The organism is Paraburkholderia sp. HD33-4 (assembly GCF_021390635.1).
Classification (GTDB): Bacteria; Pseudomonadota; Gammaproteobacteria; order Burkholderiales; family Burkholderiaceae; genus Paraburkholderia.
The window spans coordinates 3,370,839-3,395,065 of sequence record NZ_JAJEJS010000001.1; the positions used below are offsets into that span (position 1 = coordinate 3,370,839).

General features: G+C 64.8%; 19 protein-coding genes and 1 other RNA gene. 10 read left to right on the top strand and 10 right to left on the bottom strand.

Annotated features, from left to right (window positions below; genetic code table 11):
• Positions 1-20: 20 nt before the first annotated feature.
• From aroA to gyrA, 7 genes are all read right to left on the bottom strand, one after another.
• Positions 21-1,325, bottom strand: a complete 1,305-nt coding sequence (gene aroA, locus L0U84_RS14965; protein ID WP_233850839.1) for a 3-phosphoshikimate 1-carboxyvinyltransferase — start codon at positions 1,323-1,325, stop codon at positions 21-23.
• A gap of 18 nt (positions 1,326-1,343) precedes the next feature.
• Positions 1,344-2,285 (bottom strand): prephenate dehydrogenase, encoded by a 942-nt coding sequence (locus L0U84_RS14970; protein ID WP_233850841.1) that lies wholly within the window; start codon positions 2,283-2,285, stop codon positions 1,344-1,346.
• 61 nt (positions 2,286-2,346) lie between these two features.
• Complete coding sequence (gene hisC, locus L0U84_RS14975) at positions 2,347-3,468, bottom strand: histidinol-phosphate transaminase (RefSeq protein ID WP_233850843.1); 1,122 nt, start codon at positions 3,466-3,468, stop codon at positions 2,347-2,349.
• An 81-nt stretch (positions 3,469-3,549) separates the two neighbouring features.
• Entirely contained in the window at positions 3,550-4,629 is a 1,080-nt protein-coding gene (gene pheA, locus L0U84_RS14980; protein ID WP_233850845.1) for a prephenate dehydratase, read from the bottom strand.
• 63 nt (positions 4,630-4,692) lie between these two features.
• Positions 4,693-5,775, bottom strand: a complete 1,083-nt coding sequence (gene serC, locus L0U84_RS14985; protein WP_233850847.1) for a 3-phosphoserine/phosphohydroxythreonine transaminase — start codon at positions 5,773-5,775, stop codon at positions 4,693-4,695.
• A 204-nt stretch (positions 5,776-5,979) separates the two neighbouring features.
• Positions 5,980-6,585 (bottom strand): DUF2059 domain-containing protein, encoded by a 606-nt coding sequence (locus tag L0U84_RS14990; protein WP_233850849.1) that lies wholly within the window; start codon positions 6,583-6,585, stop codon positions 5,980-5,982.
• Positions 6,586-6,711: 126 nt separating this feature from the next.
• On the bottom strand, positions 6,712-9,345 hold the full coding sequence (gyrA, locus tag L0U84_RS14995) for a DNA gyrase subunit A (RefSeq protein ID WP_233850850.1): 2,634 nt from the start codon (positions 9,343-9,345) through the stop codon (positions 6,712-6,714).
• A 475-nt stretch (positions 9,346-9,820) separates the two neighbouring features.
• On the opposite strand from gyrA, the gene ompA reads away from it, so the two are divergent.
• The 5 genes from ompA (at position 9,821) to L0U84_RS15020 (ending at position 13,263) form a co-directional block, all read left to right on the top strand.
• Entirely contained in the window at positions 9,821-10,468 is a 648-nt protein-coding gene (gene ompA / locus L0U84_RS15000) for an outer membrane protein OmpA (protein ID WP_233850851.1), read from the top strand.
• Positions 10,469-10,697: 229 nt separating this feature from the next.
• Complete coding sequence (gene ubiG, locus L0U84_RS15005) at positions 10,698-11,396, top strand: bifunctional 2-polyprenyl-6-hydroxyphenol methylase/3-demethylubiquinol 3-O-methyltransferase UbiG (protein WP_233850852.1); 699 nt, start codon at positions 10,698-10,700, stop codon at positions 11,394-11,396.
• A gap of 41 nt (positions 11,397-11,437) precedes the next feature.
• Entirely contained in the window at positions 11,438-12,151 is a 714-nt protein-coding gene (gene gph / locus L0U84_RS15010) for a phosphoglycolate phosphatase (protein ID WP_233850853.1), read from the top strand.
• A gap of 143 nt (positions 12,152-12,294) precedes the next feature.
• Positions 12,295-12,664, top strand: a transfer-messenger RNA (tmRNA) gene (ssrA, locus tag L0U84_RS15015).
• 230 nt (positions 12,665-12,894) lie between these two features.
• Positions 12,895-13,263 (top strand): COG4315 family predicted lipoprotein, encoded by a 369-nt coding sequence (locus tag L0U84_RS15020; RefSeq protein WP_233850854.1) that lies wholly within the window; start codon positions 12,895-12,897, stop codon positions 13,261-13,263.
• A 115-nt stretch (positions 13,264-13,378) separates the two neighbouring features.
• Here the strand turns inward: L0U84_RS15020 and L0U84_RS15025 are convergent, their stop codons facing one another.
• Both L0U84_RS15025 and L0U84_RS15030 read right to left on the bottom strand, forming a co-directional pair.
• Positions 13,379-13,645, bottom strand: coding sequence for a hypothetical protein (locus tag L0U84_RS15025; protein WP_233850855.1), 267 nt, complete (start codon positions 13,643-13,645; stop codon positions 13,379-13,381).
• A 130-nt stretch (positions 13,646-13,775) separates the two neighbouring features.
• The gene (locus L0U84_RS15030) at positions 13,776-14,855 is read right to left on the bottom strand and encodes a substrate-binding domain-containing protein (RefSeq protein WP_233850857.1); all 1,080 of its coding nucleotides are present in this window, start codon (positions 14,853-14,855) and stop codon (positions 13,776-13,778) included.
• A 135-nt stretch (positions 14,856-14,990) separates the two neighbouring features.
• Between L0U84_RS15030 and L0U84_RS15035 the strand changes: the two genes are divergently transcribed.
• From L0U84_RS15035 to L0U84_RS15050, 4 genes are read left to right on the top strand one after another with little or no spacing between them, the layout of a single operon-like run.
• Positions 14,991-15,476: an NAD(P)H-dependent oxidoreductase subunit E gene (locus L0U84_RS15035; RefSeq protein WP_233850859.1), complete on the top strand. Its 486-nt coding sequence runs from the start codon at positions 14,991-14,993 to the stop codon at positions 15,474-15,476.
• Positions 15,473-17,047, top strand: coding sequence for a formate dehydrogenase beta subunit (locus L0U84_RS15040; protein ID WP_233850861.1), 1,575 nt, complete (start codon positions 15,473-15,475; stop codon positions 17,045-17,047). Before L0U84_RS15035 ends, L0U84_RS15040 begins: the two co-directional genes overlap by 4 nt.
• A gap of 15 nt (positions 17,048-17,062) precedes the next feature.
• The gene (gene fdhF / locus L0U84_RS15045) at positions 17,063-20,047 is read left to right on the top strand and encodes a formate dehydrogenase subunit alpha (RefSeq protein WP_233850863.1); all 2,985 of its coding nucleotides are present in this window, start codon (positions 17,063-17,065) and stop codon (positions 20,045-20,047) included.
• An 8-nt stretch (positions 20,048-20,055) separates the two neighbouring features.
• A complete protein-coding gene (locus L0U84_RS15050; protein WP_233850865.1) occupies positions 20,056-20,307 on the top strand; it encodes a formate dehydrogenase subunit delta in 252 nt (83 codons plus the stop codon).
• A 134-nt stretch (positions 20,308-20,441) separates the two neighbouring features.
• Here the strand turns inward: L0U84_RS15050 and L0U84_RS15055 are convergent, their stop codons facing one another.
• Positions 20,442-22,160, bottom strand: coding sequence for an FAD-dependent monooxygenase (locus L0U84_RS15055; RefSeq protein ID WP_233850867.1), 1,719 nt, complete (start codon positions 22,158-22,160; stop codon positions 20,442-20,444).
• Positions 22,161-22,368: 208 nt separating this feature from the next.
• On the opposite strand from L0U84_RS15055, the gene L0U84_RS15060 reads away from it, so the two are divergent.
• Positions 22,369-24,216, top strand: coding sequence for a tetratricopeptide repeat protein (locus L0U84_RS15060; RefSeq protein ID WP_233850869.1), 1,848 nt, complete (start codon positions 22,369-22,371; stop codon positions 24,214-24,216).
• Positions 24,217-24,227: the final 11 nt, after the last annotated feature.

The following is a 24,227-nucleotide window of genomic DNA, read 5'->3' on the forward strand; positions in this document are numbered from 1 at the left end:
GCATGCGAATCTGGGTTGCATCAGGGTTGTGCGAGCGCAGTGAAGCGCTCGAAATAATCCGGGAACGTCTTGCCGACGCACTTGGGGTCGTTGATGCGGATCGGCACGCCACCGAGGCTCACGAGCGAGAAGCACATTGCCATGCGGTGATCGTCGTAGGTGTCGATCGCGGCATTCCTGATCAGTTGTTCCGGCGGCGTGACGACGAGGAAATCTTCGCCCTCCTGCACCTTCGCGCCGACCTTGCGCAGCTCGGTCGCCATGGCGGCGATGCGGTCAGTTTCCTTCACGCGCCAGCTCGCGATGTTGCGCAGCGTGGTCGTGCCGTCCGCGAACAGTGCGGCGACCGCGATCGTCATCGCGGCGTCGGGGATCAGATTGAAGTCCATGTCGATCGGATCGAGCTTGCCGTGGTCGTTGCCGACGCCGCGCACTTCGATCCAGTCGTCGCCCATCTGCAGATTCGCGCCCATCTTGATCAGCGCGTCCGCAAAGCCGACGTCGCCCTGGATGCTCGCGCGGCCCACCCCTTCCACTTTCAGCGGGCCGCCGCCGAGTGCGCCCGCGGCAAGGAAATACGACGCGGACGACGCATCCCCTTCCACCATGATCGTGCCCGGCGACTGATACCGCTGCCCCGCCGGCACGACGAACTGATGCCAGCCGTGACGCTCGACCTTGATGCCGAAACGCTCCATCAGCTTGATCGTGATCTCGATGTACGGCTTCGAGATCAGCTCGCCGTCAACCTGCACGGTGGTGACGCCGCTCGCGGTGCGCAAGAGTGGCAGCGTCATCAGCAGCGAAGTCAGGAACTGGCTCGACACATCGCCGCGCACGCGGATCGGCGCGTCGGCCGTAATCTGCGCGGGCCGGATGCGCAGCGGCGGATAGCCTTCGTTCTGCTCGTAGTCGATCTTCGCGCCGATCTGACGCAGGCCGTCGACGAGATCTCCGATCGGTCGCTCGTGCATGCGCGGCACACCGTGGATCCGGTAGTCGCCGCCGTTCACGGCGAGTGCCGCGGTCAGCGGGCGCACCGCCGTGCCGGCGTTGCCGAGGAACAGGTCGGCCGTGCGCGCGGTGAACGCGCCGCGCGTGCCGGTCACGACGCAGGTGTCGCCGTCGCGCTTCAGACGCACGCCAAGCTTTTCGAGCGCGTCCAGCATCACACGGGTGTCGTCGGAATCGAGCAGGTTCGTGATCGTCGTCTCGCCTTCGGCGAGTGCGGCCAGCAGCAACACTCGGTTCGAGATGCTCTTCGAGCCGGGCAAACGAACCGTGCCGGACGCACGGGAAAAAGGTCCGAGATCGAGGAATTCCATGATGTGTCCAGTTTCCGGTTATTTCGACGCGTCGCTGCCGGCCACGCCAGCCGCGCGCTGCTCCTGCCACTGACTGCGTGCGACGCGCGAGCGTGCGAACACCGCTTCGAGCGCGGCGCCGTCGCCGGCTTCGATCGCCGCGCGCAGGCGCGCGAGCACCGCGGTGTACGCGTCGAGCTCGTCGAGCAGCGCCGCGCGATTGGCCACACATACGTCGCGCCACATCTCCGGACTCGACGCGGCGATGCGCGTGAAATCGCGGAAACCGCCCGCCGCGAACGAGAACTTCAACGCGGCATCGGGCGAATTGAGGATCTGCTCGACGAGCGCGAACGACAGCACGTGCGGCAAATGACTGACCGACGCGAACACACGGTCGTGCTGCTGCGGCGTCATGTCCCGCACCAATGCGCCGGTAACGCGCCACATCGCCGCGACGCGCTCGACCGCTTCCGGGGTGTTCTCCGGCAGCGGGCACAGCACGACGTTGCGATTCACGTACAGATCGGGCAACGCGGCATCGACGCCGCTCGACTCGCGGCCGGCGATCGGGTGGCCCGGCACGAATTGGCCGATCCGCGCACCGAGCGCCGCGCGCGCGGCGGCGACCACGTCGGACTTGGTGCTGCCCGCATCGGTGATGATCGTGTTGGCGTCGAGATGCGGCGCAATGCGTTCGAGCAGCGGCTGCGTTTGCGCGACCGGCGCCGCAAGCAGCACGAAGTCCGCGCCCGCGAGCGCGTCGCGCAGCGCGGCGTCGTCGTCGAGCGCCGCGGCGCCGTCGATCACACCGAGGGCCAACGCACGTTCGCTCGACCTGGACGTCCGTCCTACCCCAACCACCGTGCGCGCCCCGCCGGCCCCGCCGCGCTCACGCAACGCGCGCGCGAGCGAGCCGCCGATCAGGCCGACACCGAAAATCACCAGCTTGTTAAAAGAAAACGCGGCCACGTCGTTCACACAATACGGACAATATGCGCGCCGCTCCTGCCGGCCGACGCGCGGGGTCAAGGGTCAATACTTACGCTGCGGCAGGCTCGGCAAGCGTCTTCTCGAGCGCCGCGAGGAACGCTTCGTTTTCCTCCGGCAAGCCGATCGTGATGCGCAGCCACTGCGGCAAGCCGTAGTTGTCGACCGGTCGCACGATCACGGCCTGTTTCAGCAGCGCGAGGTTCACACGAGCGCCGGCTTTGTCGTCGCTGCCGACACGCACCAGCACGAAGTTGCCTTCGGACGGCACGTATTCGAGGCCGAGCTTGTCGAACGCCCCGGTCAGAAGCTTGTAGCCCTGCGCGTTCAGCGCGGCGCTTTCCTGCAGAAACACGCTGTCGTTCAGCGCCGCGATCGCCGCGGCTTGCGCGAGCGTATTCACATTGAACGGCTGACGCAGACGATTCAGCAGATCGGTCAATCCGGGCTGCGCGATCGCGAAGCCGATGCGCAAGCCCGCGAGGCCGAACGCCTTCGAGAACGTGCGCGACACCAGCAGGTTCGGATAGCGGCGCACCCAGTCAATCGAGTCGTAGCGCTTGTCCGCCGACAGATACTCGGTGTACGCCTCGTCGAGCACCACGACCACATGGCGCGGCACCTTGGCGAGAAACGCCTCGAGCGTCGGCCCTTCGACGAACGTGCCGGTAGGATTGTTCGGATTCGCGACGAACACGAGACGCGTGTCGTCGTCGATCGCGGCGAGCATCGCGTCGAGATCGTGACCATAGCGCACGGCCGGCACGACGATCGCGCGCGCGCCGACGCCTTGTGTAGCGAGCGCATAGACCGCGAACGAATACTGCGAGAACACTACCGCCTGGCCCTTCTCGACGAACGCGTGCGCGGCGAGTTCGAGAATGTCATTGCTGCCGTTGCCGAGCGTGATCCACTCGGCCGGCACGCCGTAGCGCGCGGCAAGCGCCGCCTTCAGTTCGAAACCGTTCGAGTCCGGATAGCGGCCGAGATCGGCGATTGCCTGCGCCATCGCGCGCTGCGCCGATTCCGGCATGCCGAGCGGGTTCTCGTTCGATGCCAGTTTCACGATGCTCGCCTCGTCGAGATCGAACTCGCGGGCCACTTCCGAAATCGGCTTGCCGGCGATGTACGGCGCGATCGCACGCACATAGGAAGGGCCGAAAGACGCTGTCATGAAAATCTCCGAACGACGATGGATAGTGAAATATGCGTTCGGGCAGCGCACTCGGCGCCGCCCGAACCGCGATGCCCGCCGTTAGCGGGCGCGCGGATAAGAGCCGAGTATCTTCAGGAATGCGGCCTTCTCGCCGAGCCCGGCAAGCGCGGCAGCCACGGCCGGGTCGTCGCGATGGCCTTCGACGTCGATATAGAAGTAGTACTCCCATGTGCCGACGCGCGCCGGGCGCGATTCGAAACGCGTCATTGACACGCCGTGGCGCGCGAGCGGCTCGAGCAGCTTGACCATCGCACCCGGTTCGTTCGCGACCGACACGATCAGCGAGGTCTGATCGTAGCCGCTCGGACCGGTCGGCTGCTTGCCGATCATCACGAAGCGGGTACGGTTGTGCGGATCGTCCTGGATCAGCGCATTGGTGACCTGCAGGCCGTAGTGGATCGCGGCACGATCGCCCGCGATGGCCGCGACGGTCGGATCTTCGGCCGCCATCCGTGCGGCCTCCGCATTGCTCGACACCGCCTGGCGCTCGAGATGCGGCGCGTTGGTCGACAGCCAGCGCTGGCACTGCGCAAGCGCCTGCGCATGCGCGCACACGCGCGTGACGCCGGCGAGCCCGTTTTGCGTAAGCAGGTTGTGATGGATCGGCAACGCAAGTTCGCCGCCGATGGTCAGTTGCGTTTGCAGCAGCAGATCCAGCGTGCGGGACACCGCGCCCTCGGTCGAGTTCTCGACCGGCACGACGCCATAGTCGGCGGCACCCGCCTCGACCGAGCGGAACACTTCGTCGATCGACGGGCACGGCAGCCCTTCGATCGACTGACCGAAGTACTCGTGCATCGCCTGTTCGCTATAGGTGCCGACCGGCCCGAGGAACGCGGCCCTGATGGTCTTTTCGAGCGCGCGGCTTGCGGCCATGATCTCGCGCCAGATCGCGCTGATGTGTTCGTCCGCGAGCGGACCCGCGCTCATTTCCTGCAGGCGCGCGATCACCTGCATCTCGCGCTCGGGTCGGAACACCGGCGCGTTGAAATGCTTCTTGACCTCGCCGACTTCGAGCGCAACCGACGCGCGCTCGTTCAGCAGCGCGATCAGTTGCGCGTCGAGCGCGTCGATGCGATCGCGCAGAGGTTTGAGTCGTGTATTGAGTTCGTCGTCCATGCGTAAAACGGCTCTGCCGGGTAACTGCTGGAAAAGATGCGCACGCCTGCAGGTCAGTGTGACTCAGGCGCTGCGCTGTTCGAATTCCTTCATGTATTCGACAAGCGCTTTGACGCCTTCGAGCGGGACGGCGTTATAAATCGACGCCCGCATGCCGCCGACGGACTTGTGGCCCTTTAGCTGCACCAATCCCCGCGCTTTCGCGCCGGACAGGAAATCTTCGTTGCGCGACTCGTCGGCGAGGAAGAACGGTACGTTCATCCGCGAGCGCGAGCCACGTTCGACCTTGTTCAGATAGAAGCTGCTCGAGTCGATCGTGTCGTACAGCAGCTTCGATTTTTCGAGGTTGCGCGCCTCCATTGCCGCGAGGCCGCCCTGCTTCTTCAACCACTTGAACACGAGCCCGGCGATATAGATCGCGTAGGTGGGCGGCGTGTTGTACATCGAATTGTTCTCGGCGACGGTCTTCCATTCGAACGCCGACGGACAGATCGGCATCGCGCGTTCGAGCATGTCCTCGCGCACGATCACGACCGTCACGCCGGCCATGCCGATATTCTTCTGCGCGCCGCCGAACAGCACGCCGTATTTGGCGATGTCCATCGGGCGCGACAGGATATGCGACGACGCGTCCGCGACGAGCGGAATATCGCCGAGGTCGGGAATCTCGAACGTTTCGACGCCGTGAATGGTCTCGTTCGTGCACAAATGCACGTAAGCCGGATCGTCCGACAGTTGCCATTCCGAGCGCGCCGGCGCGCGCGTGAAGCCCTCGGCCGTCTTGCCGGACGCCGCCAGATGCACGGTGCCGTATTTCTGCGCCTCCTTGAACGACTTCTGCGACCACGAGCCGGTGATGACGAAATCCGCGCGCGGTTTCGAGCCGAGCAGGTTCATCGGCACGATCGCGTTTTCGCCAAGCCCGCCACCCTGCAGGAACAGGATGCGGTGGCTTGCCGGCACCTGCAGCAACTCGCGCAGATCGGTCAGCGCTTCCTCGTGGATCGACATGAATTCCTTGCCGCGATGACTCATTTCCATCACGCTCATGCCACTGCCTTGCCAGTTCAGCATCTCGTCGGCTGCCTGGCGAAGCACTTCTTCGGGCATGGCCGCCGGGCCGGCGGAGAAATTAAAGACGCGCATGTGAGGTCCTGGAAGCGGGCGCGAAAATCGAAGTCGCGCAGGAATCGGCGAAAAGAACTGCAAATGGCTCGCCGAAAAAGAAAATGGCCGTCTGCGCCAGTGCGCAAACGACCATTATCGCATTGTCTCCGCCAACCCGCCACGCCGGGTGGCCCAGCGGGCGCGGCGACAGGCTGGCTGTTCAGCGCAGCCTGCGAGCGGAATTTACTTGGCAGCCGGCTTGACCGATGCAACTTCCTTGTCGGCCTGGTCACGCGTTGCCTTGATCGATTCCGGCATGTACTTCTGCATCAGGCCGTTCACGACGTCGCGGCCAACCTGGTCTTGCACCTGGATGAACTTGCGGCCGGTCGGGCTCTTGTAGAACGTGGTCAGATCCTTGATCTCCGACGTGCTGTAGTACTTCGCGTACGCGTCGTACTGTGCCTGCATCGCGTCCTGACGGAAAGAGTCGGTCGCGAACACCTGGCCCGCGCTGTCGACCAGCTTCGGCACTGCATTCTTCTGCAGCGTCGGCACGGCGGCCTGCTTCTGCTTGTCCGTCATCGTCTTGTTCTCGGTCAGCGCGTCCGACAGGATTGCCGGAACGAGCTGCTTGGCCTGCATCTGCGCGCTGTTGCCGATTGCGCCAACCAGCTTCTGCGCGTCAATGGCGTCGAGCAGGTCCTTGATGGCAGCCTGCTTGGCCGGATCAACCGGTGCTGCTGCGGCAGCCGGAGCTGCCGGCGCCTGGTTCTGCAGCGCTTGAGCCATGGCGAAGGTCGGCACGATGGCAGCCAGCAACATCAGTTGTTTGAATCGTTTTTGCATCATTACTCCCTAAGAGAAATTAACTTGAACCGCACGCTGCATGGGAAAGCGTACCGGCCCGATACGCGGTGACCCGCAGCGTAGCTTCAACGTATTAACTGAGACTGAAAGTTCTGCTGGCACGGATCAAGCCGCGCCGTCGCCCTCACCGCCGCCGTTATCACCTTCAGTGGAGCCGTCGGATTCGCTTTCCGACTCGCCCTCGGCCTCAGCTACCTGTTGCAGACCGGACAGCTTGGTCCCTTCGTCAAGGCTGATGAGTGTAACACCTTGCGTTGCGCGTCCCATTTCGCGAATTTCGGACACGCGCGTGCGAATCAGCACGCCTGTCGTGGTGATCAGCATGATCTGCGCTTCCTGGTCCACGAGCGTCGCGGCAACCACTTTGCCGTTGCGCTCCGACGTCTGGATCGCGATCATGCCCTTCGTGCCGCGGCCGTGACGCGTGTACTCGGTGATCGGCGTGCGCTTGCCGAAACCGTTCTCGGTCGCGGTGAGCACCGACTGCTGCTCGTCGCCGGCCACCAGCAATGCGATCACGTTCTGGCCGTCCTCGAGCTGCATGCCGCGCACGCCGCGCGCCTCGCGGCCCATCGGACGGACGTCGTTTTCGTCGAAGCGCACTGCCTTGCCGGAATCGGAGAACAGCATTACGTCGTGCTGGCCGTCGGTGATCGCGGCGCCGATCAGGTAATCACCCTCATCGAGACCGACCGCAATAATACCCTTGCGCAGCGGCCGGCTGAATGCTTCCAGCGGCGTCTTTTTTACCGTTCCTAACGCGGTAGCCATGAACACGAACTTGTCGGCCGAGAACTCCTTGACCGGCAGCACGACCGTGATCTTTTCGCCTTCCTGCAGCGGGAACATATTGACGATAGGCCGGCCGCGCGAGTTGCGCGAACCTTGCGGCACTTCATAGACCTTGACCCAGTACACCCGGCCGCGGTTCGAGAAGCACAGGATGTGGTCGTGCGTGTTGGCAATGAACAGCGTGTCGATCCAGTCGTCTTCCTTCATGGAAGTGGCCTGCTTGCCACGACCACCGCGCTTCTGGGCCCGATATTCCGACAGCGGCTGCGATTTCACGTAACCCGCGTGCGACATCGTCACGACCATTTCCTGCGGCGTGATCAGGTCTTCGGTGTTCAGCTCGGTCGCGTTCAGCTCGATCTTCGAACGGCGCGCATCGCCGAATTCGGCTTTGATCGACGTGAGTTCGTCGACGATGATCGCGGAAATGCGTTCCGGGCGAGCCAGAATGTCCAGCAGGTCGGCGATCTGCGCCATCACCTCGCGGTATTCGCCAATGATCTTGTCCTGCTCGAGACCGGTCAGGCGCTGCAGACGCATTTGCAGGATTTCCTGCGCCTGGGTATCGGACAGTCGGTAGAGGCCGTCGGCCTGCATGCCGAACGACGGGTTCAACCCCTCCGGACGGTAGGCTTCGCGACCGCCCGCCGACGCGTTCTCCGACTCCGCGCGCGACAGCATTTCACGCACGAGCGACGAATCCCACGCGCGCGACATTAACTCCTGCTTGGCGATCGGCGGCGTCGGCGCGGCCTTGATGAGCGCGATGAACTCGTCGATGTTCGCGAGCGCGACCGCGAGACCTTCGAGCACATGACCACGTTCGCGCGCTTTGCGCAGTTCGTAGACCGTGCGCCGCGTCAGCACTTCCCGGCGATGCGACAGGAAGCACGTCAGCATTTCCTTCAGATTCAGCAGCTTCGGCTGGCCGTCGACGAGCGCGACCATGTTCATGCCGAAAGTGTCCTGAAGCTGGGTCGCCTTGTACAGATTGTTCAGCACGACCTCAGGCACTTCGCCGCGCTTGAGCTCGATCACGACGCGCATGCCGCTCTTGTCGGATTCGTCGCGGATGTCGGAAATGCCTTCGAGCTTCTTCTCGTTGACGAGCTCGGCGATACGCTCGAGCAGCGAGCGCTTGTTCACCTGATATGGCAACTCGTCCACGATGATCGCCATGCGCTGGCCGCGGTCGATTTCCTCGAAGTGCGTGAGCGCGCGCATCACAACGCGGCCGCGACCGGTGCGATAGCCGTCGCGCACGCCCGCCACGCCGTAGATGATGCCGGCGGTCGGGAAATCGGGCGCGGGGATGATCTCGATCAGCTCGTCGATCGTCGCTTCCGGGTTTTTCAGCAGATGCTGACACGCATCGACGACTTCATTGAGGTTGTGCGGCGGGATGTTGGTCGCCATGCCGACCGCGATGCCGGACGAGCCATTGATCAGCAGATTAGGAATGCGCGCGGGCAGGATGGCCGGTTCGTTCTCGCTGCCGTCGTAGTTCGGCACGAAGTCGACCGTTTCCTTGTCGATGTCGGCCAGCAGCTCGTGGCCGATCTTCGCCATGCGGATTTCGGTGTAACGCATCGCCGCGGCGTTGTCGCCGTCGACCGAACCGAAGTTCCCCTGGCCGTCGACAAGCATGTAGCGCAGCGAGAAGTCTTGCGCCATCCGCACGATCGTGTCGTAGACAGCAGTGTCGCCGTGCGGATGGTATTTACCGATGACGTCGCCGACGATACGAGCCGACTTCTTGTAGGCGCGGTTCCAGTCGTTATTCAGCTCGTGCATCGCGAACAGCACGCGCCGGTGCACCGGCTTAAGGCCATCGCGGACATCGGGAAGCGCTCGCCCTACGATCACGCTCATCGCGTAATCGAGATACGAACGGCGCATTTCCTCCTCGAGGGAGATTGGCAAAGTCTCTTTGGCGAATTGATCCATTATCCGTATCTTTTACGTGCGAAGGCGGGGGTTCGCCGCATCTTCGCGTAAGCATTGCAGGCGCAACGCATCACGCGATTCTAACATGCCACGCATCCGCGCCCGACGGAGGTACGTATACATATTAGAGGGGCACCCGCCAACACCTCGCCGATCGCACATTTTCAGTGTCATCAGGCTCGATTCCTGCGTGGGGCCAATTCCCCGCTCAGCCAGAGCCAGCGGACCGCTCAGACGAAAACATTTGTTGCGCATGCACCACAATTGGAGGGGGATTTGATGGGGGGCGGATTTTTTTTTCGTCGGAGGGGAACGATATGGCAAAATGCCAACGCACAAAGAGTCAGACACTGCTCGAAGTCTACACAGACGGTTTTTGTTCCGCACCAATGTTATACTTCGAGCAATGTATGACTTGTCTTCGTCAACAGGCTCGCAGTAAACCTGCGGTAATCTCAATTTCGAGAGGAGAAATATGAATAAACTTTCAAAGCTCGCGTTCATTGCAGCTACCGCAGTTATGGCTGCATCCGCCATGGCGCAGTCGGTGCCGGCGTCGCGACAAGCTACCAACGACAACTGGGTGAATGGTACTGGCGAATACGTGTGGATGAACGGCACGAACGAGCTTTGCTGGCGCGATGCATTCTGGACGCCTGCAACGGCTAACGCCAAGTGCGACGGCGCCCTGGTTGCTCAGGCTCCGACCCCGCCGGCACCGGTCGCTCCGGCTCCGGCTATCTCCAGCGAAAAGATTACGTATCAAGCTGATGCGCTGTTCGACTTCGACAAGGCAATCCTCAAGCCGGCTGGCAAGGAACGTCTGGGCGAACTGGCATCGAAGATCCAGGGCATCAACCTCGAAGTCGTCGTCGCTACGGGCCACACCGACCGCATCGGTTCGGACGCCTACAACGACCGTCTGTCACTGCGTCGTGCTCAAGCTGTGAAGGCCTTCCTGGTCAGCAAGGGCGTCGAAGCCAACCGTATCTACACGGAAGGCAAGGGCCGTCGCAACCCGGTTACCACCGGTTGCAACCAGAAGAACCGCAAGCAACTCATCGCCTGCCTCGCACCGGACCGCCGCGTGGAAGTCGAAGTTGTCGGTACGCCGAAGCAGTAAGCTGGAAAATTACCGCAGTATCGAAAGCCCCGCTTCGGCGGGGCTTTTTTTATGCGCGGATACCGCGCGATGGTGTGATGCGTGATGGCGGAACGCCCCCGCTCCGCCACCAGCGACCCGAATCAGCGCCCGCTACCCGACGCGCTTTTGCCGCTCTTTCTCTCGCCCTATATACTCAGGATTTATCCTCGAGCGTCCGCTCACCGCTTTCATCGAGGCAGCCTTCGCCATGACCAACGCCGATCCCCACGAACTACAAAAATTCAGCGACCTCGCGCATCGTTGGTGGGACCCGAACGCCGAATTCAAACCGCTGCACGAACTGAATCCGATTCGCCTGAGCTGGATCGACGCACACGCGCATCTCGCCGGCAAGAAAGTGCTCGATATCGGTTGCGGCGGCGGCATCCTGTCGGAATCGATGGCAGGTTTGGGCGCTCATGTGAAGGGCATCGACCTGTCCACGCAGGCACTCGGCGTCGCCGATCTTCACAGTCTTGAAAGCGGTGTAACCGTCGATTACGAAGAAATCGCCGCCGAGGCGCTGGCCGCGCGCGAACCGGGCACCTACGACGTGGTCACCTGCATGGAAATGCTCGAACACGTGCCCAAGCCGGCCGCGATCGTCGAGGCCTGCAAGAATCTCGTGAAGCCGGGCGGCTGGGTGTTCTTTTCCACGCTGAACCGCAACGTGAAGTCGTATCTGTTCGCCGTGATCGGCGCCGAATACATTGCGCGAATGCTGCCGAAGGGCACGCACGACTACGCGCGCTTCATCCGTCCGTCGGAACTCGCCGGCTTCGTGCGGGCCGCCGAACTGCGCACGGCCGACATCAAGGGCATCGTGTACAACCCGCTTAGCAAACATTTCGCGCTGTCGTCCGACACGAGCGTCAACTACATGCTCGCCTGTCGCCGCGACGCCTGAACTACCCGAACCGCCCCGATCCGCCGCATCCGAAACGAACAATGAGCGACCCAACTCCCCTGCCGCAACGCGAAGACAACGACGACACGCTCGGCTTTTGCCTCGCCGTGCTTTTCGACCTCGACGGCACGCTTGCCGACACGGCGCCCGACCTCGCGGCCGCCGTCAACAAGATGCGCCACGACCGCGGGCTCGAAATGGTGCCGCTCGAAAAGCTGCGCCCGCTGGCTTCGGCCGGCGCGCGCGGACTGATCGGCGGTGCGTTCGGCATCGGGCCCGATCATCATGAGTTCACCTCGATGCGCGAGGAGTTTCTCGCGAACTACGAAGCGGATCTGTGCATCGAGACGACGCTCTTTCCCGGCATCGCCGAAGTGCTCGACGATCTCGACGCGCGCGGCGTGCGCTGGGGCATCGTCACGAACAAGGTCGCGCGGCTCACCGAGCCGCTCGTCGCCCAACTCGGGCTCGAGGAGCGCGCCGGCTGCGTGGTGAGCGGCGACACGACGCCGCATTCGAAGCCGCACCCCGCGCCCCTGCTGCACGCGGCGCGTGAGCTGGACATCGTGCCGGAACGCGTCGTCTATATTGGAGACGATCTGCGCGACGTGCAGGCCGGTTTTGCCGCCGGCATGAAGACCGTCGCGGCGGCGTACGGCTACTGCGGCGATGACATTCCGCCGACACGGTGGCACGCGCAACACGTCGTGCAATCGACGTCCGAGTTGCAGACGCTGCTGCGCGACATCGGCTGACAAAGTCAGACGGATCGACGGAAAGGTCCGTCCGGCGCCCTTGCTAACCAGGTTGCACCAATCAGCGGCCACCGATACACACGACGTGGCCGTCGATCTATTGTAAAATCTGCTTTGGCTCATATATGTGAGCAACGAACCGCGGGGGCGACCTGGTTTCGACAGGGGTTGCGAAGCGGCTAGGGCATGTCGAGGACCCGTCACCTCGTTAATCAATGGGAAAAACGTAACTGCAAACGACGATACGTTCGCACTGGCAGCCTAAGGGCCGCCGTCCTCTGCCTAGTTCACTGACGGGCTAGTGTCGCAAGACCGGTAGCAATACCGACAGAGGTCATATACGTCAGTTAAGCCTTGGCGGCGTCACGACGTCCGGGTCGAAAATTTAGTGAATCGCCGTAGCGCAGCGTGTTCGTCCGCGTCGCTGCGGTTAAATCAAATGACAGAACTAAACATGTAGAACTGGTCGTAGAGGACTTCTGGACGCGGGTTCGATTCCCGCCGCCTCCACCAAACACCCGGAACGTTCGCGATGAACGGTCCCAAGAAACCCCGGTAGCGTAACGCTGCCGGGGTTTTTTATTTTCGGCACCGTCCGCGACGCCTCGCGGGCAAGTCTGACGCCTCCCCTTCCCCCACCGGGACAAACAACACGCCCCGGCAAATCCTCGGCCGCTGCCTATACTCGTAGCTCGAAGCGCGTCGTCGCCCGTCAATCACGTCGTCAAAACAGGAGCCCCGTCATGCGCAAGACCATCTTTTTGCTGGCCCCGCTCGCGCTCGCCGCGCTACACGCCAGCGCGTTCGCCGATCCACCCAAACTGTCCGACGGCCGCTTCGTCACCGCCGACGGTATGACGCTCTATACGTTCGACAAGGACACCACGCCCGGCGTCAGCGCCTGCACCGGCGGTTGCATGAGCAACTGGCCGGCGGCCACGGCGGCGCCGACCGACAAGCCGACGGGGGACTGGACGCTGATCCCCAGCGCGGACGGCAAGCAGCAATGGGCGTACAAGGGCCATCCGCTGTATCACTACGCAGCCGACAAGCAGGCGGGCGATGCAAAGGGAGACGGCTTCAAGGAAGTCTGGCACATCGCCAAGCCATAAGAAGCCGGCCCGGCCGGCAATTGGGCGCGATCTGACTCGCCACAAAGCGCAACGCCGACCCAAGAGCCGGCGTTGCGTCAAACCTCGAAGCTCGGGAAAAACCTCGAGCGCCCCCTTATTCGTCTTTCGGGCACTGCAGATTGCAGCCATTCGGATCGCCCAGGTCGCCACGCTTGCGCGCGTCCGAACGTTTGCCGTGCTGATACTTGTCAGATGGCGCGGACGCGGCGAACGGCATCTGTGGATGCTCGTTGAGGCGGAATTCGTCGTTCAGGATCCCGCCCGGTACGCCAGGTGAGTTTTGTGCGTAAGCGACGGAGACGGTGGCACAGAGCACACCAGCCGCGGCAGCGGCGGCACATGCATGGAGAAGAGCTTTCATGTCGGTTCGGCGCGGCTTGGCGCGCGGTTAAAGCGGATACGAAGCCAAGAGAGTAGCCGAAACCGGCGCGATGCGCAGCGGCACGCGCCGAGCGCTAGCGCATTTCTGGTTACAGGCTCTTACGCCGCCGTTACGCGAGCGCGCCGCCGAGCCCCTCGTCAACATCGACGAGCCTGCCGCAGTCGCACGGATCGTAGCCGGCTAGTTGCTCGACGCGATGGTGAAACGCGCTGCCGCGTAACAGTTCGATCACCGTCGCAAGCGGCGCCCGAGAGAGGTGCGCGCGGTCGCACGCGAAGTAATAGTCCTCGTCGACGATCGGAATGAAGTCGAGCCCGAAATGATGCGCGGCCGGCTCCACGCCGAAGCCAATGTCCGCCATACCGCTCGCGACGAACGCCGCGATCGCCGAGTGCGTCAGCTCGGTCGACGCATAGCCGTTGACGCGGTCCGGGTCCACTCCGACCTGTCGCAGCGCCAGATCGAGCAGCATCCGCGTACCCGAGCCCGGCTGGCGGTTGACGAAACGGATGTCGTCGCGTGCCAGATCGCCGAGTCCGCCGATCCGCTTCGGATTGCCCTTGCCGATGAAGAGCCCCTGCTTGCGTCGGGTCAGATGCACGAGCACATGGCGTTGCGGATCGAGCCAGCGCCGGTAGGTATCGGCGCACACCGCGCGAAACTCGCCGAGCGGCAGATGAAAACCCGCCAGATCACACTCGCCCCGCGCTAGCGCGCTGACCGCGTCGGCGCTGTCGCGGTACTTGATCTCGACCAGCAGATCGTTGGCGACCAGCGCCGTCACGAGCGCGGCCACCGCATAACCGTGCGACGCGTGGATGCGCACGTCATCGGCGGGCGGCGCGAGCCAGCGGTTCAGATCGCTCGCCACTTCGCTCGCGAGCGCCTGCAGGTTGCCGTCGAGCCGCTCGCCGCAGAGCCGCTGCGCACGCAGCACCGCGTGACCGAGTTCGGACAGCACCGAGCCGCGTCCACGCTCTTTCGCGATCAGCGGACCACCGAGCCGCTCCTCGATGCTGCGCAGCAAACCCCAAGCGTGCCGGTAGGACAAACCCTTAAGCGCCGCGGCCTGCGCAATGCTGCCAGATTCGTCGACGAGCGCGAGCAGCGGCACCACGTCAGACAGGCTGGCCTCGCGGCCGTCGACGCCCTTCACCACCAGCTCGACCTGACATTCGATCCTGACCATATATGTATGACTCTTTCCTATTGCATGCGCCGGTTGGCCCGCCTATCTTTCGGCTATACCATATCGAATAAGCGAAGCATACGTGCACGTATTATGAATAACAAGTGCATATATCGCTTTGGAGGAGCCCCCACTTTGGACGATTCCCTCGCCACGGCACCGGATCAGCTCGTGCAGCGTCACGCGCAGCCGGGCCGCTCGTTGATCACGATCCTGCACGCGATCCAGGATGAACTCGGTTATGTGCCGCCCGCGGCGGTCGAACCGCTCGCCCGCGCGCTCAACCTGTCGCGCGCGGAAGTGCACGGCGTCATCACTTACTACCATCACTTCCGCACCACGCCGGCCGCGCCCGTCACGGTGCAGCTATGCCGCGCCGAAGCGTGCCGCAGCATGGGTACCGAGGCGCTCGCCCAGCACATCGAGGCGCACACCGGTTGCCGCTTCGACGCCGGTCACCATGACGGCGCGACGGTGGAACTCGAATCGGTGTACTGCCTCGGCCAATGCGCGCTGTCGCCGGCGCTGATGCTCAACGGCACGCTGCACGCGCGCGTGTCGCCGCAGAAATTCGACGCGCTGTTCGCCGCGGCCCAAAAATGCGTGGAGGTGCCGGCATGACGCGCATCTATGTTCCGCGAGATTCGTCGGCGCTCGCGCTCGGCGCCGATGCGCTGGCTGAAGCCATCGCCAGCGAAGCCGCGCGCCGCGGCATTGCGATCGAACTGATCCGCAACGGTTCGCGCGGCTTGCTGTGGCTCGAACCGCTCGTCGAAGTCGCGACGCCTGAAGGCCGCATCGGCTATGCAAACGTTGAAGCAGCAGACGTCGCCGGCATGTTCGACGCGGGCTTCGTCGACGGCGGCGAGCATGCGCGGCGCGTCGGTGTGGTCGACGAGATTCCGTATCTGAAGAAGCAGCAGCGCCTGACCTTCGCGCGGATCGGCATCACCGACCCGCTGTCCATCGACGATTACGTCGCGCACGGCGGCCTCGAAGGCGTGCGCCGCGCGCTGCAAACCGACGGCGACAGCGCCTGCGAAGCGCTGATCGAATCCGGCCTGCGCGGCCGCGGCGGCGCGGCCTTCCCGGCCGGCATCAAGTGGCGCACGGTACGCGGCGCGAAGGCCGCGCAGAAGTACGTCGTCTGCAATGCCGACGAAGGCGATTCGGGCACCTTCTCCGATCGTCTCGTGATGGAAAGCGATCCGTACATGCTGATTGAAGGCATGGTCATCGCGGGCGTCGTGACCGGCGCGACTGTCGGCTACATCTATGTGCGCAGCGAATACCCGCACTCGATCGCAACGCTCGAAGCGGCCATCGCCCGTGCGCGCCAGGCTGGCTGGCTCGGCGACAACGTGCTCTCGAGTGGGCAGCGCTTCGAACTGTTCGTCGCCAAAGGTGCGGGCTCGTACGTGTGCGGCGAGGAAACCGCGATGCTCGAATCGCTCGAAGGCAAGCGCGGCATCGTTCGCGCGAAGCCGCCGGTGCCCGCGCTCGTGGGTCTCTACGGCCAGCCCACCGTGATCAACAACGCGATCACGCTCGCCACGGTGCCGATCATCTTCGCGCGCGGCGCGGCGTTCTATAAGGACTTCGGCATGGGCCGCTCGCGCGGCACGCTGCCGTTCCAGCTGGCCGGCAACATCAAGCGAGGCGGCCTCGTCGAACTCGCGTTCGGCGTGACGTTGCGCGAACTGCTCGACGACTTCGGCGGCGGCACCGCGAGCGGCCGCCCGGCGCGCGCGGTGCAGGTCGGCGGTCCGCTCGGCACGTATCTGCCGGAAAGCCAATGGGACATTCCGATGGACTACGAAGCGTATGCGGCGGTCGGCGCGGTAATCGGCCACGGCGGTCTGGTCGTGCATGACGACACGTCGAACCTCGCCGAGCTCGCGCAATACGCGATGCACTTCTGCGCGCTCGAATCGTGCGGCAAATGCACACCGTGCCGGATCGGCTCGACGCGCGGCGTCGAGGTGATCGCCCGGATTCGTGACGGCGACACGTCGACGCGTCAGGTGCAATTGCTGCGCGATCTATGCGACACGATGGTGTCCGGCTCGCTTTGCGCGATGGGCGGCATGACGCCGTTCCCGGTGCTGTCCGCGCTCGATCATTTCCCTGAAGACTTCGGTCTCGCCGCCGATCCCACTGCCGACCACGCTACCAAAGCGGCCGCGGCCTGACTCCAGGAGTTCACCATGTCCGACCAGTTCAACTCCCCCGCCGGCGCCCCGAAGGAAGTCCCCCAGGGGGGCGGCTGCGGCTCAGGTAACTGCGCGTGCAAGTCGCAAGCGCTGGCACGCGCCGCCAACCCCTATGCCGACGAAACCGACTACGGCACCCCAGCCCGCCACTCGGACGTCGACGTGACGCTCGAAATCGACGGCCAGGCGATCACCGTACCGGCCGGCACGTCGGTGATGCGCGCGGCGGCCGAAGCCGGCGTCAACGTGCCGAAGCTGTGCGCGACCGATTCGCTCGAACCGTTCGGCTCGTGCCGTCTGTGCCTCGTCGAAATCGAAGGACGACGCGGCTATCCGGCATCGTGCACGACGCCGGTCGAAGCCGGCATGAAGGTGCGCACGCAGACCGACCGTCTGCAGACGCTGCGTCGCAACGTGATGGAGCTGTACATCTCCGATCACCCGCTCGATTGCCTGACCTGCCCAGCCAATGGCGACTGCGAACTGCAGGACATGGCGGGCGTGACCGGCCTGCGCGAAGTGCGCTACGGCTTCGACGGCGCGAATCATCTGAAGGACAGGAAGGACGAATCGAATCCGTACTTCACGTACGACCCGTCGAAGTGCATCGTCTGCAATCGCTGCGTGCGCGCGTGCGAGGAAACCCAGGGCACGTTCGCGCTGACCATTACCGGACGCGGCTTCGAATCGCGCGTGGCGGCCAGCGAGAACCAGCCGTTCATGGACTCGGAGTGCGTGTCGTGCGGCGCGTGCGTGGCCGCGTGCCCGACCGCGACCCTGCAGGAAAAGACCGTCGTGATGCTCGGCCAGCCCGAGCACTCGGTCGTCACCACCTGTGCGTATTGCGGCGTCGGCTGCTCGTTCAAGGCCGAGATGAAGGGCAACCAGGTCGTGCGGATGGTGCCGCACAAGAACGGCCAGGCCAACGAAGGCCATGCGTGCGTGAAGGGCCGCTTCGCATGGGGCTACGCGACGCACAAGGACCGCATCAAAAAACCGATGATCCGCGCGAAGATCACCGACCCGTGGCGCGAAGTCAGCTGGGACGAAGCGATCTCGTATGCGGCGTCGGAATTCCGCCGCATCCAGGCGAAGCACGGGCGCGATTCGATCGGCGGCATCACGTCGTCGCGCTGCACGAACGAAGAGACTTACCTCGTGCAGAAGCTCGTGCGCGCCGCGTTCGGCAACAACAACGTCGACACCTGCGCGCGGGTCTGCCATTCGCCGACCGGCTACGGTCTGAAGACGACGATCGGCGAATCGGCGGGCACCCAGACGTTCGCGTCGGTCGATCAAGCCGACGTCATCATGGTGATCGGCGCGAATCCGACCGACGGCCATCCGGTGTTCGGCTCGCGTCTGAAGCGCCGCGTGCGCGAGGGTGCGAAGCTGATCGTCGTCGATCCGCGCCGCATCGATATCGTCGATACGCCTCATGTGAAGGCGTCGCATCATCTGCAATTGCGGCCCGGCACCAACGTCGCGATCGTCAATGCGCTCGCGCATGTGATCGTCACCGAAGGCCTGCTCGACGAAGCGTTCGTCGCCGAGCGCTGCGAAACCCGCGCGTTCGAGCAGTGGCGAGATTTCGTCGCGCTGCCGGAGAACTCGCCCGAAGCGACCGAAGCGGCGACCGGCGTGCCCGCGCAACAGGTGCGCGAAGCCGCGCGCATCTACGCGACCGGCGGCAACGCCGCCATTTACTACGGCCTCGGCGTCACCGAACACGCGCAAGGCTCGACGATGGTGATCGGCATCGCGAACCTCGCGATGGCGACCGGCAACATAGGCCGCGAAGGTGTCGGCGTGAATCCGCTGCGCGGCCAGAACAACGTGCAGGGTTCGTGCGACATGGGCTCGTTCCCGCACGAGCTGCCGGGCTATCGGCACATCGGCGATCCGCTCGTGCGCACGCAGTTCGAAAACGCCTGGAACGTCACGCTGCAACCGGAACCGGGCCTGCGCATTCCGAACATGTTCGACGCCGCGCTGCACGGCAGCTTCAAGGGCCTCTATTGCCAGGGCGAGGACATCGTGCAGTCGGACCCGAACACGCATCATGTGGCGGCGGCGCTGTCGTCGATGGAATGCATCGTCGTGCAGGACATCTTCCTGAACGAGACCGCCAAGTACGCACACGTGCTGCTGCCCGGCTCGTCGTTCCTCGAAAAGGACGGCACGTTCACCAATGCCGAGCGTCGCATCTCGCGCGTGCGCAAGGTGATGCCGCCGCTCGGCGGCTACGCGGACTGGGAAGTCACGCAGCTGCTATCGCGCGCGCTTGGCTACGAGATGGACTACACGCATCCGTCCGAGATCATGGACGAAATCGCGCGGCTCACGCCGACTTTTCACGGCGTGTCGTTCCAGAAGATCGACGAGATGGGCAGCATCCAGTGGCCGTGCAACGAGGACGCGCCCGACGGCACGCCGACGATGCACGTCGGTACCTTCGTGCGCGGCAAGGGCAGGTTCGTGATCACGAAGTTCATCGCCTCGCCGGAGAAGGTCACGCGCAAGTATCCGCTGCTGCTGACGACCGGCCGCATCCTGTCGCAGTACAACGTCGGCGCGCAGACGCGCCGCACCGAGAACTCGCGCTGGCATGAAGAAGACCGGCTCGAACTGCATCCGCACGATGCCGAGGAACGCGGCATCAAGACCGGCGACTGGGTCGGCATCGAATCGCGCGCGGGACAGACCGTGTTGCGCGCGAAGGTGACGGAGCGGATGCAGCCGGGCGTCGTCTATACGACGTTCCACTTCCCTGAATCGGGCGCGAACGTGATCACGACCGACAGCTCCGACTGGGCGACCAACTGCCCGGAATACAAGGTGACCGCGGTGCAGGTGATGCCGGTCGAGCAACCGTCGCAATGGCAGAAGGACTATTCGCGCTTCAACAGCGAACAGCTCGAACTGCTCAAGCAACGCGAGCAGGCCAACGCGGCCGCGGCCGTCACCGCGGGCAAGTGAGGCGAGCGATGGACAATCGGAATCTGATCGACATGGCGAACCGGATCGGCGACTTCTTCGAGTCGATGCCCGACCACGAAGAAGCGCTGACCGGCGTCGCCGAACACATCCGCCGCTTCTGGGAGCCGCGCATGCGGCGCGCGCTGCTCGCGACGCTCGACGAAGCGCCGGACACGTATGACATCGCGCTATCGAACTTCACGCGCGAGGCGATCGTCAGGTATCGCGAGAAGTTGACGCCGGCTCAGGCGGCGGCTTAGTCGGCGGCTCAGTCGGCGGCTTAGGCGGCGGCTTAGGCGGCGGCTCAGGCTTAGGCCGTACGCTCAATCACCGAAGCGCGGCGGCGAGACCCGCCGTCGCGCTCTCGCCCATGCCAGGCAACAGGCGACCCTGATCACAACGTCGCCTGCTCCGGTATCTCTCCCCCCACCGCAAACCACGCCTCGCAGTGCCGTACGAGACCGTGCAGGTCCGAGCCGGTGCGTCCGCGCGCGCTGATATAGCCGTCGGGCCGCACCAGATAGAACGACGGCCGCGTGCGTCCATACGATTCGGACAGCGCCGGGCCGCCATCACCGCTCGTATCGGTGACGCGCCAGATCCGCACCGCGTTCGGCAGCAGCCGCTCGACCTCGGCGGCGAGCTTTTCCAGCTCCGGATCCGGCGGCGCCGCATGTTTGGCGGCCGGATCGAGCGGCGTGCCGTCGACGGGCAGCGGCGGCACCAGCAGAAACAACGAGAAGAACGCCGGATCGTGCAGATCGAAAATGCAGCCAACGCCCGGCGCCCGGCCGAGCGGGCCGTCGACCACATGCACGAGCGCATCCGGCGCGCGCTCCCCCGCGCGCGGGCCGCCGTCGAGCACACGTTCGAGCGTCAGCGGACTGCGCCGGTACTGGATCGACAGCTCGCTGATCGTCGCGCGCGCGGCATCGCGCAGCGGACCGAGCGCGGCCAGCACCGGCATGACGCGCTCGCGCAGCAGCTTCAGCGGACCGTGATCGGCCTCGGCCATCTGCGTGATGAAACCGGTCTGCCGCAGCACGTCGCGCTCGATCGGATGCCGTTCGGCGTGGTACGTGTCGAGCAGGCGGTCCGGTGCCGCTCCGCCGATCACGCGCGCGAGCTTCCAGCCCAGATTGAGCGCTTCCTGGATGCCGGTGTTCATGCCCTGCGCAGCCGCGGGGCTGTGCACGTGCGCGGCATCGCCGGCGAGGAAGATACGGCCCACGCGCAGCCGATCGACCATCCGGCTGTTCACGCGGAAATAGGCCGACCACGCGAGATCCGACACGTCGACCCGCTCGCGCACGCGTCGCGCGATCAACGCCTTGCATTGTTCGAGCGACGGTGCCGGGTCCAGCGGCGGCTCGCCGGGTACTGCGGGGGTCGGTGGCGCGGCGCTGCCGGCCAGCGCGACCGCGTGATCGGCAATCAGACGATGGCGGCCGTGGCCCATCGGAAACAGCGCGACCAGACCGTCACCGGACGCGAAGATATGGAACTCGTCGTCGGGCCAGTCGGTTTCCGCGTGCAGGTCGGCGAGCAGGAAGGTCTGCTCGAAGGTCTTGCCCTCGAAGTTCAGGCCGAGGCGATGGCGAATCGAGCTATGCGCGCCGTCGGCCGCGATCATATATGACGGACGCATGCCTTCCGTGCGGCCGTCCGCGCGGCGCAAGGTCGCCTGAATGCTCGCGGAGCCTTGCATGAACGCCATCAGTTCGACGCCGCGCTCGACCTTCACGCCGAGCGTCGCCAGATGCTCGGTGAGCAGCCGCTCGGTCACGGACTGATCGAGAAACAGCAGATAGGGATAGCGTGTGTGCAGCGGGTCGAAATCGAGCTGCGCAAGCCGCATGCCGTTCGAAAACAGATTCGCGACGCGCGCGCGATGGCCGAGTTCGAGAAACGGCTCGATCAGCCGATGCTGCTCGAGCAGCTCGAGCGTGCGCGCCTGAATGCCGATCGCGCGCGAGTAAGGGTTCGGCTGCGGCGCCTTGTCGATCAGACGCACGGGGATATGCGCACGCGCGAGACTCATCGCTGCGGCAAGTCCGGTGGGACCGGCCCCGACGATCAGCACCGGCGACGCGTCGTAGGCGGCAGCGTCCATGCGGAACTCCGGAGGCAACAATGCGTTCTAGTGTACGCCGCCGCTCTTGCGCACACGGGTGCGCTGCATCAATCGCATCGCGGGACATCTCGCGCGGGCGCTCCGACGGTCGCCCACGACGCGCCCCAGATCCGCGCAAATCCGGGCCCTTTGCGCAAGTATGGGAAAATGCGGCCTCAGTCTGATTGATCCGAATGCCCTCCCCGTCATGCAACCTGTATTTGACCGCGCGTTTGCGGCGCATCGTGACGGCCGCCTCGACGACGCCGAACGCGGCTACCGCACCACGCTCGACCACGACCCCAGCCATGTCGACGCGCTGCACCTGCTCGGCGTGCTGCGCCACCAGCAGGGCCAGCACGCCGAAGCCGCGGCCTTGGTGCGGCGCGCGGTCGACCTGCGCCCGGAAGACGCCGCGCTGCAGTTGAACCTCGGCAATGCGCTGAAGGCGCTCGGCCAGATCGACGCCGCGATCGAGCAGTTCCGCAACGCGCTGACGCTCGCGCCGACGTTCCCGATGGCGCACTACAACCTCGGCAATGCGTATGCGTCGGTGGGCCGTCACGAAGACGCGGCAGATGCGTTCGAACGCTCGCTGCGTCTGCAGCCTAACGATGCGTCGTCGCACAACAATCTCGGCAACGCACTGCACGCGCTCGGCCGTCACACGGACGCGATCGCGTCGTTCCGGCGCGCGCTCGAACTGCGCCCCGGTCACGCGGGCGCGCTGAACAACATGGGCATGTCGCTGAACGCGCTCGATCGGCCGAACGAGGCGGTGCCCTGCTTCGAGGCCGCGCTCGCCGCCGAGCCGCGCTTCGTCGCCGCGCACTTCAATCTCGCGAACACGTTCGATGCGACCGGCCAGCATGCGCAGGCAGTCGCGTCATTCGAAGCGGCGCTGCGTCTGCAGCCGAATTTGCCGCCCGCGATCTATGGCATGGGCAACGCGCTCGCGTCGCTCGGCCGTGCCGAACAGTCCCTGCCGTATCTGGAGCGCGCGGTCGGGCTCGATCCGCAGTTCGCGCTTGCGTGGCTCGCGCTCGGCACTGCGCACCAGGCGCTCGGCGCGCATGAGGCGGCGGTGCGCGCGCTCGATCAGGCGTTACGGCTGCGACCCGATCTCGCGTCCGCGCATATGAACCGTGCGCTCGCGTGGCTCGCGATGCGCGATTTCGAGCGCGGGCTGCCCGAATATGAATGGCGACTGCAAACCGTCGCGCAACCGGCGATCCAGACGTTACCGCGCTGGCATGGCGAGCCGATCGACGAGTACACGCTGCTGATCCATGCCGAACAGGGTTTCGGCGACACGCTGCAGTTCGTGCGCTTCGTGCCGCTCGCAGCGCTTCGTGCGGCGCGCGTCGTGCTCGAAGTGCAGCCGCAGTTGGTGCCGCTGCTCGCACCCGCCGCGAAGGCATGGCGCGTCTCGCTGATCGCGCAGGGCCAGCCGCGTCCCGCCGCCGATCTGCAGATTCCGCTGTTGAGCCTGCCGCTCGCGCTCGGCACGCGCTACGACACGATCGACGCGCGCACGCCGTATCTGAGCGTGCCGCCTGTCTATGGCCGCAAATGGCGCGGCTCGCTCGGCGGTCAGGCGAAGCGCAAGATCGGGCTCGCGTGGTCGGGGCGCATCCAGCGCAACGAAACCCGCACGATGCCGCTCGCCGCGCTGGAGCCGCTGTTCGCGCTCGACGGCATCGACTGGATCGTGCTGCAGCCGGATCTGTCCGACGACGAACGCGCCGCGCTCGACGCGCATCCGCGCGCGGCCGCGATCCATCGCTTCGACGATCGCATCGGCGACTTCGCGGATACCGCGGCGATCATCGAGCGGCTCGACGCGGTGGTGTCGATCGACACGTCGATCGCGCACCTCGCCGGTGCGCTGCGCAAGCCGCTGTGGCTGATGCTGCCGTTCGCCGCCGACTGGCGCTGGTTCGACGACGACACCCGCAGCCCGTGGTATCCCGCTGCAACGCTCGTGCGTCAGCCGAGGCCGGGCGCGTGGGATGAAGTCGTCGAGGCGGTCGCCGGCGAATTGCGGCACGGTTAGCGACAAACCTC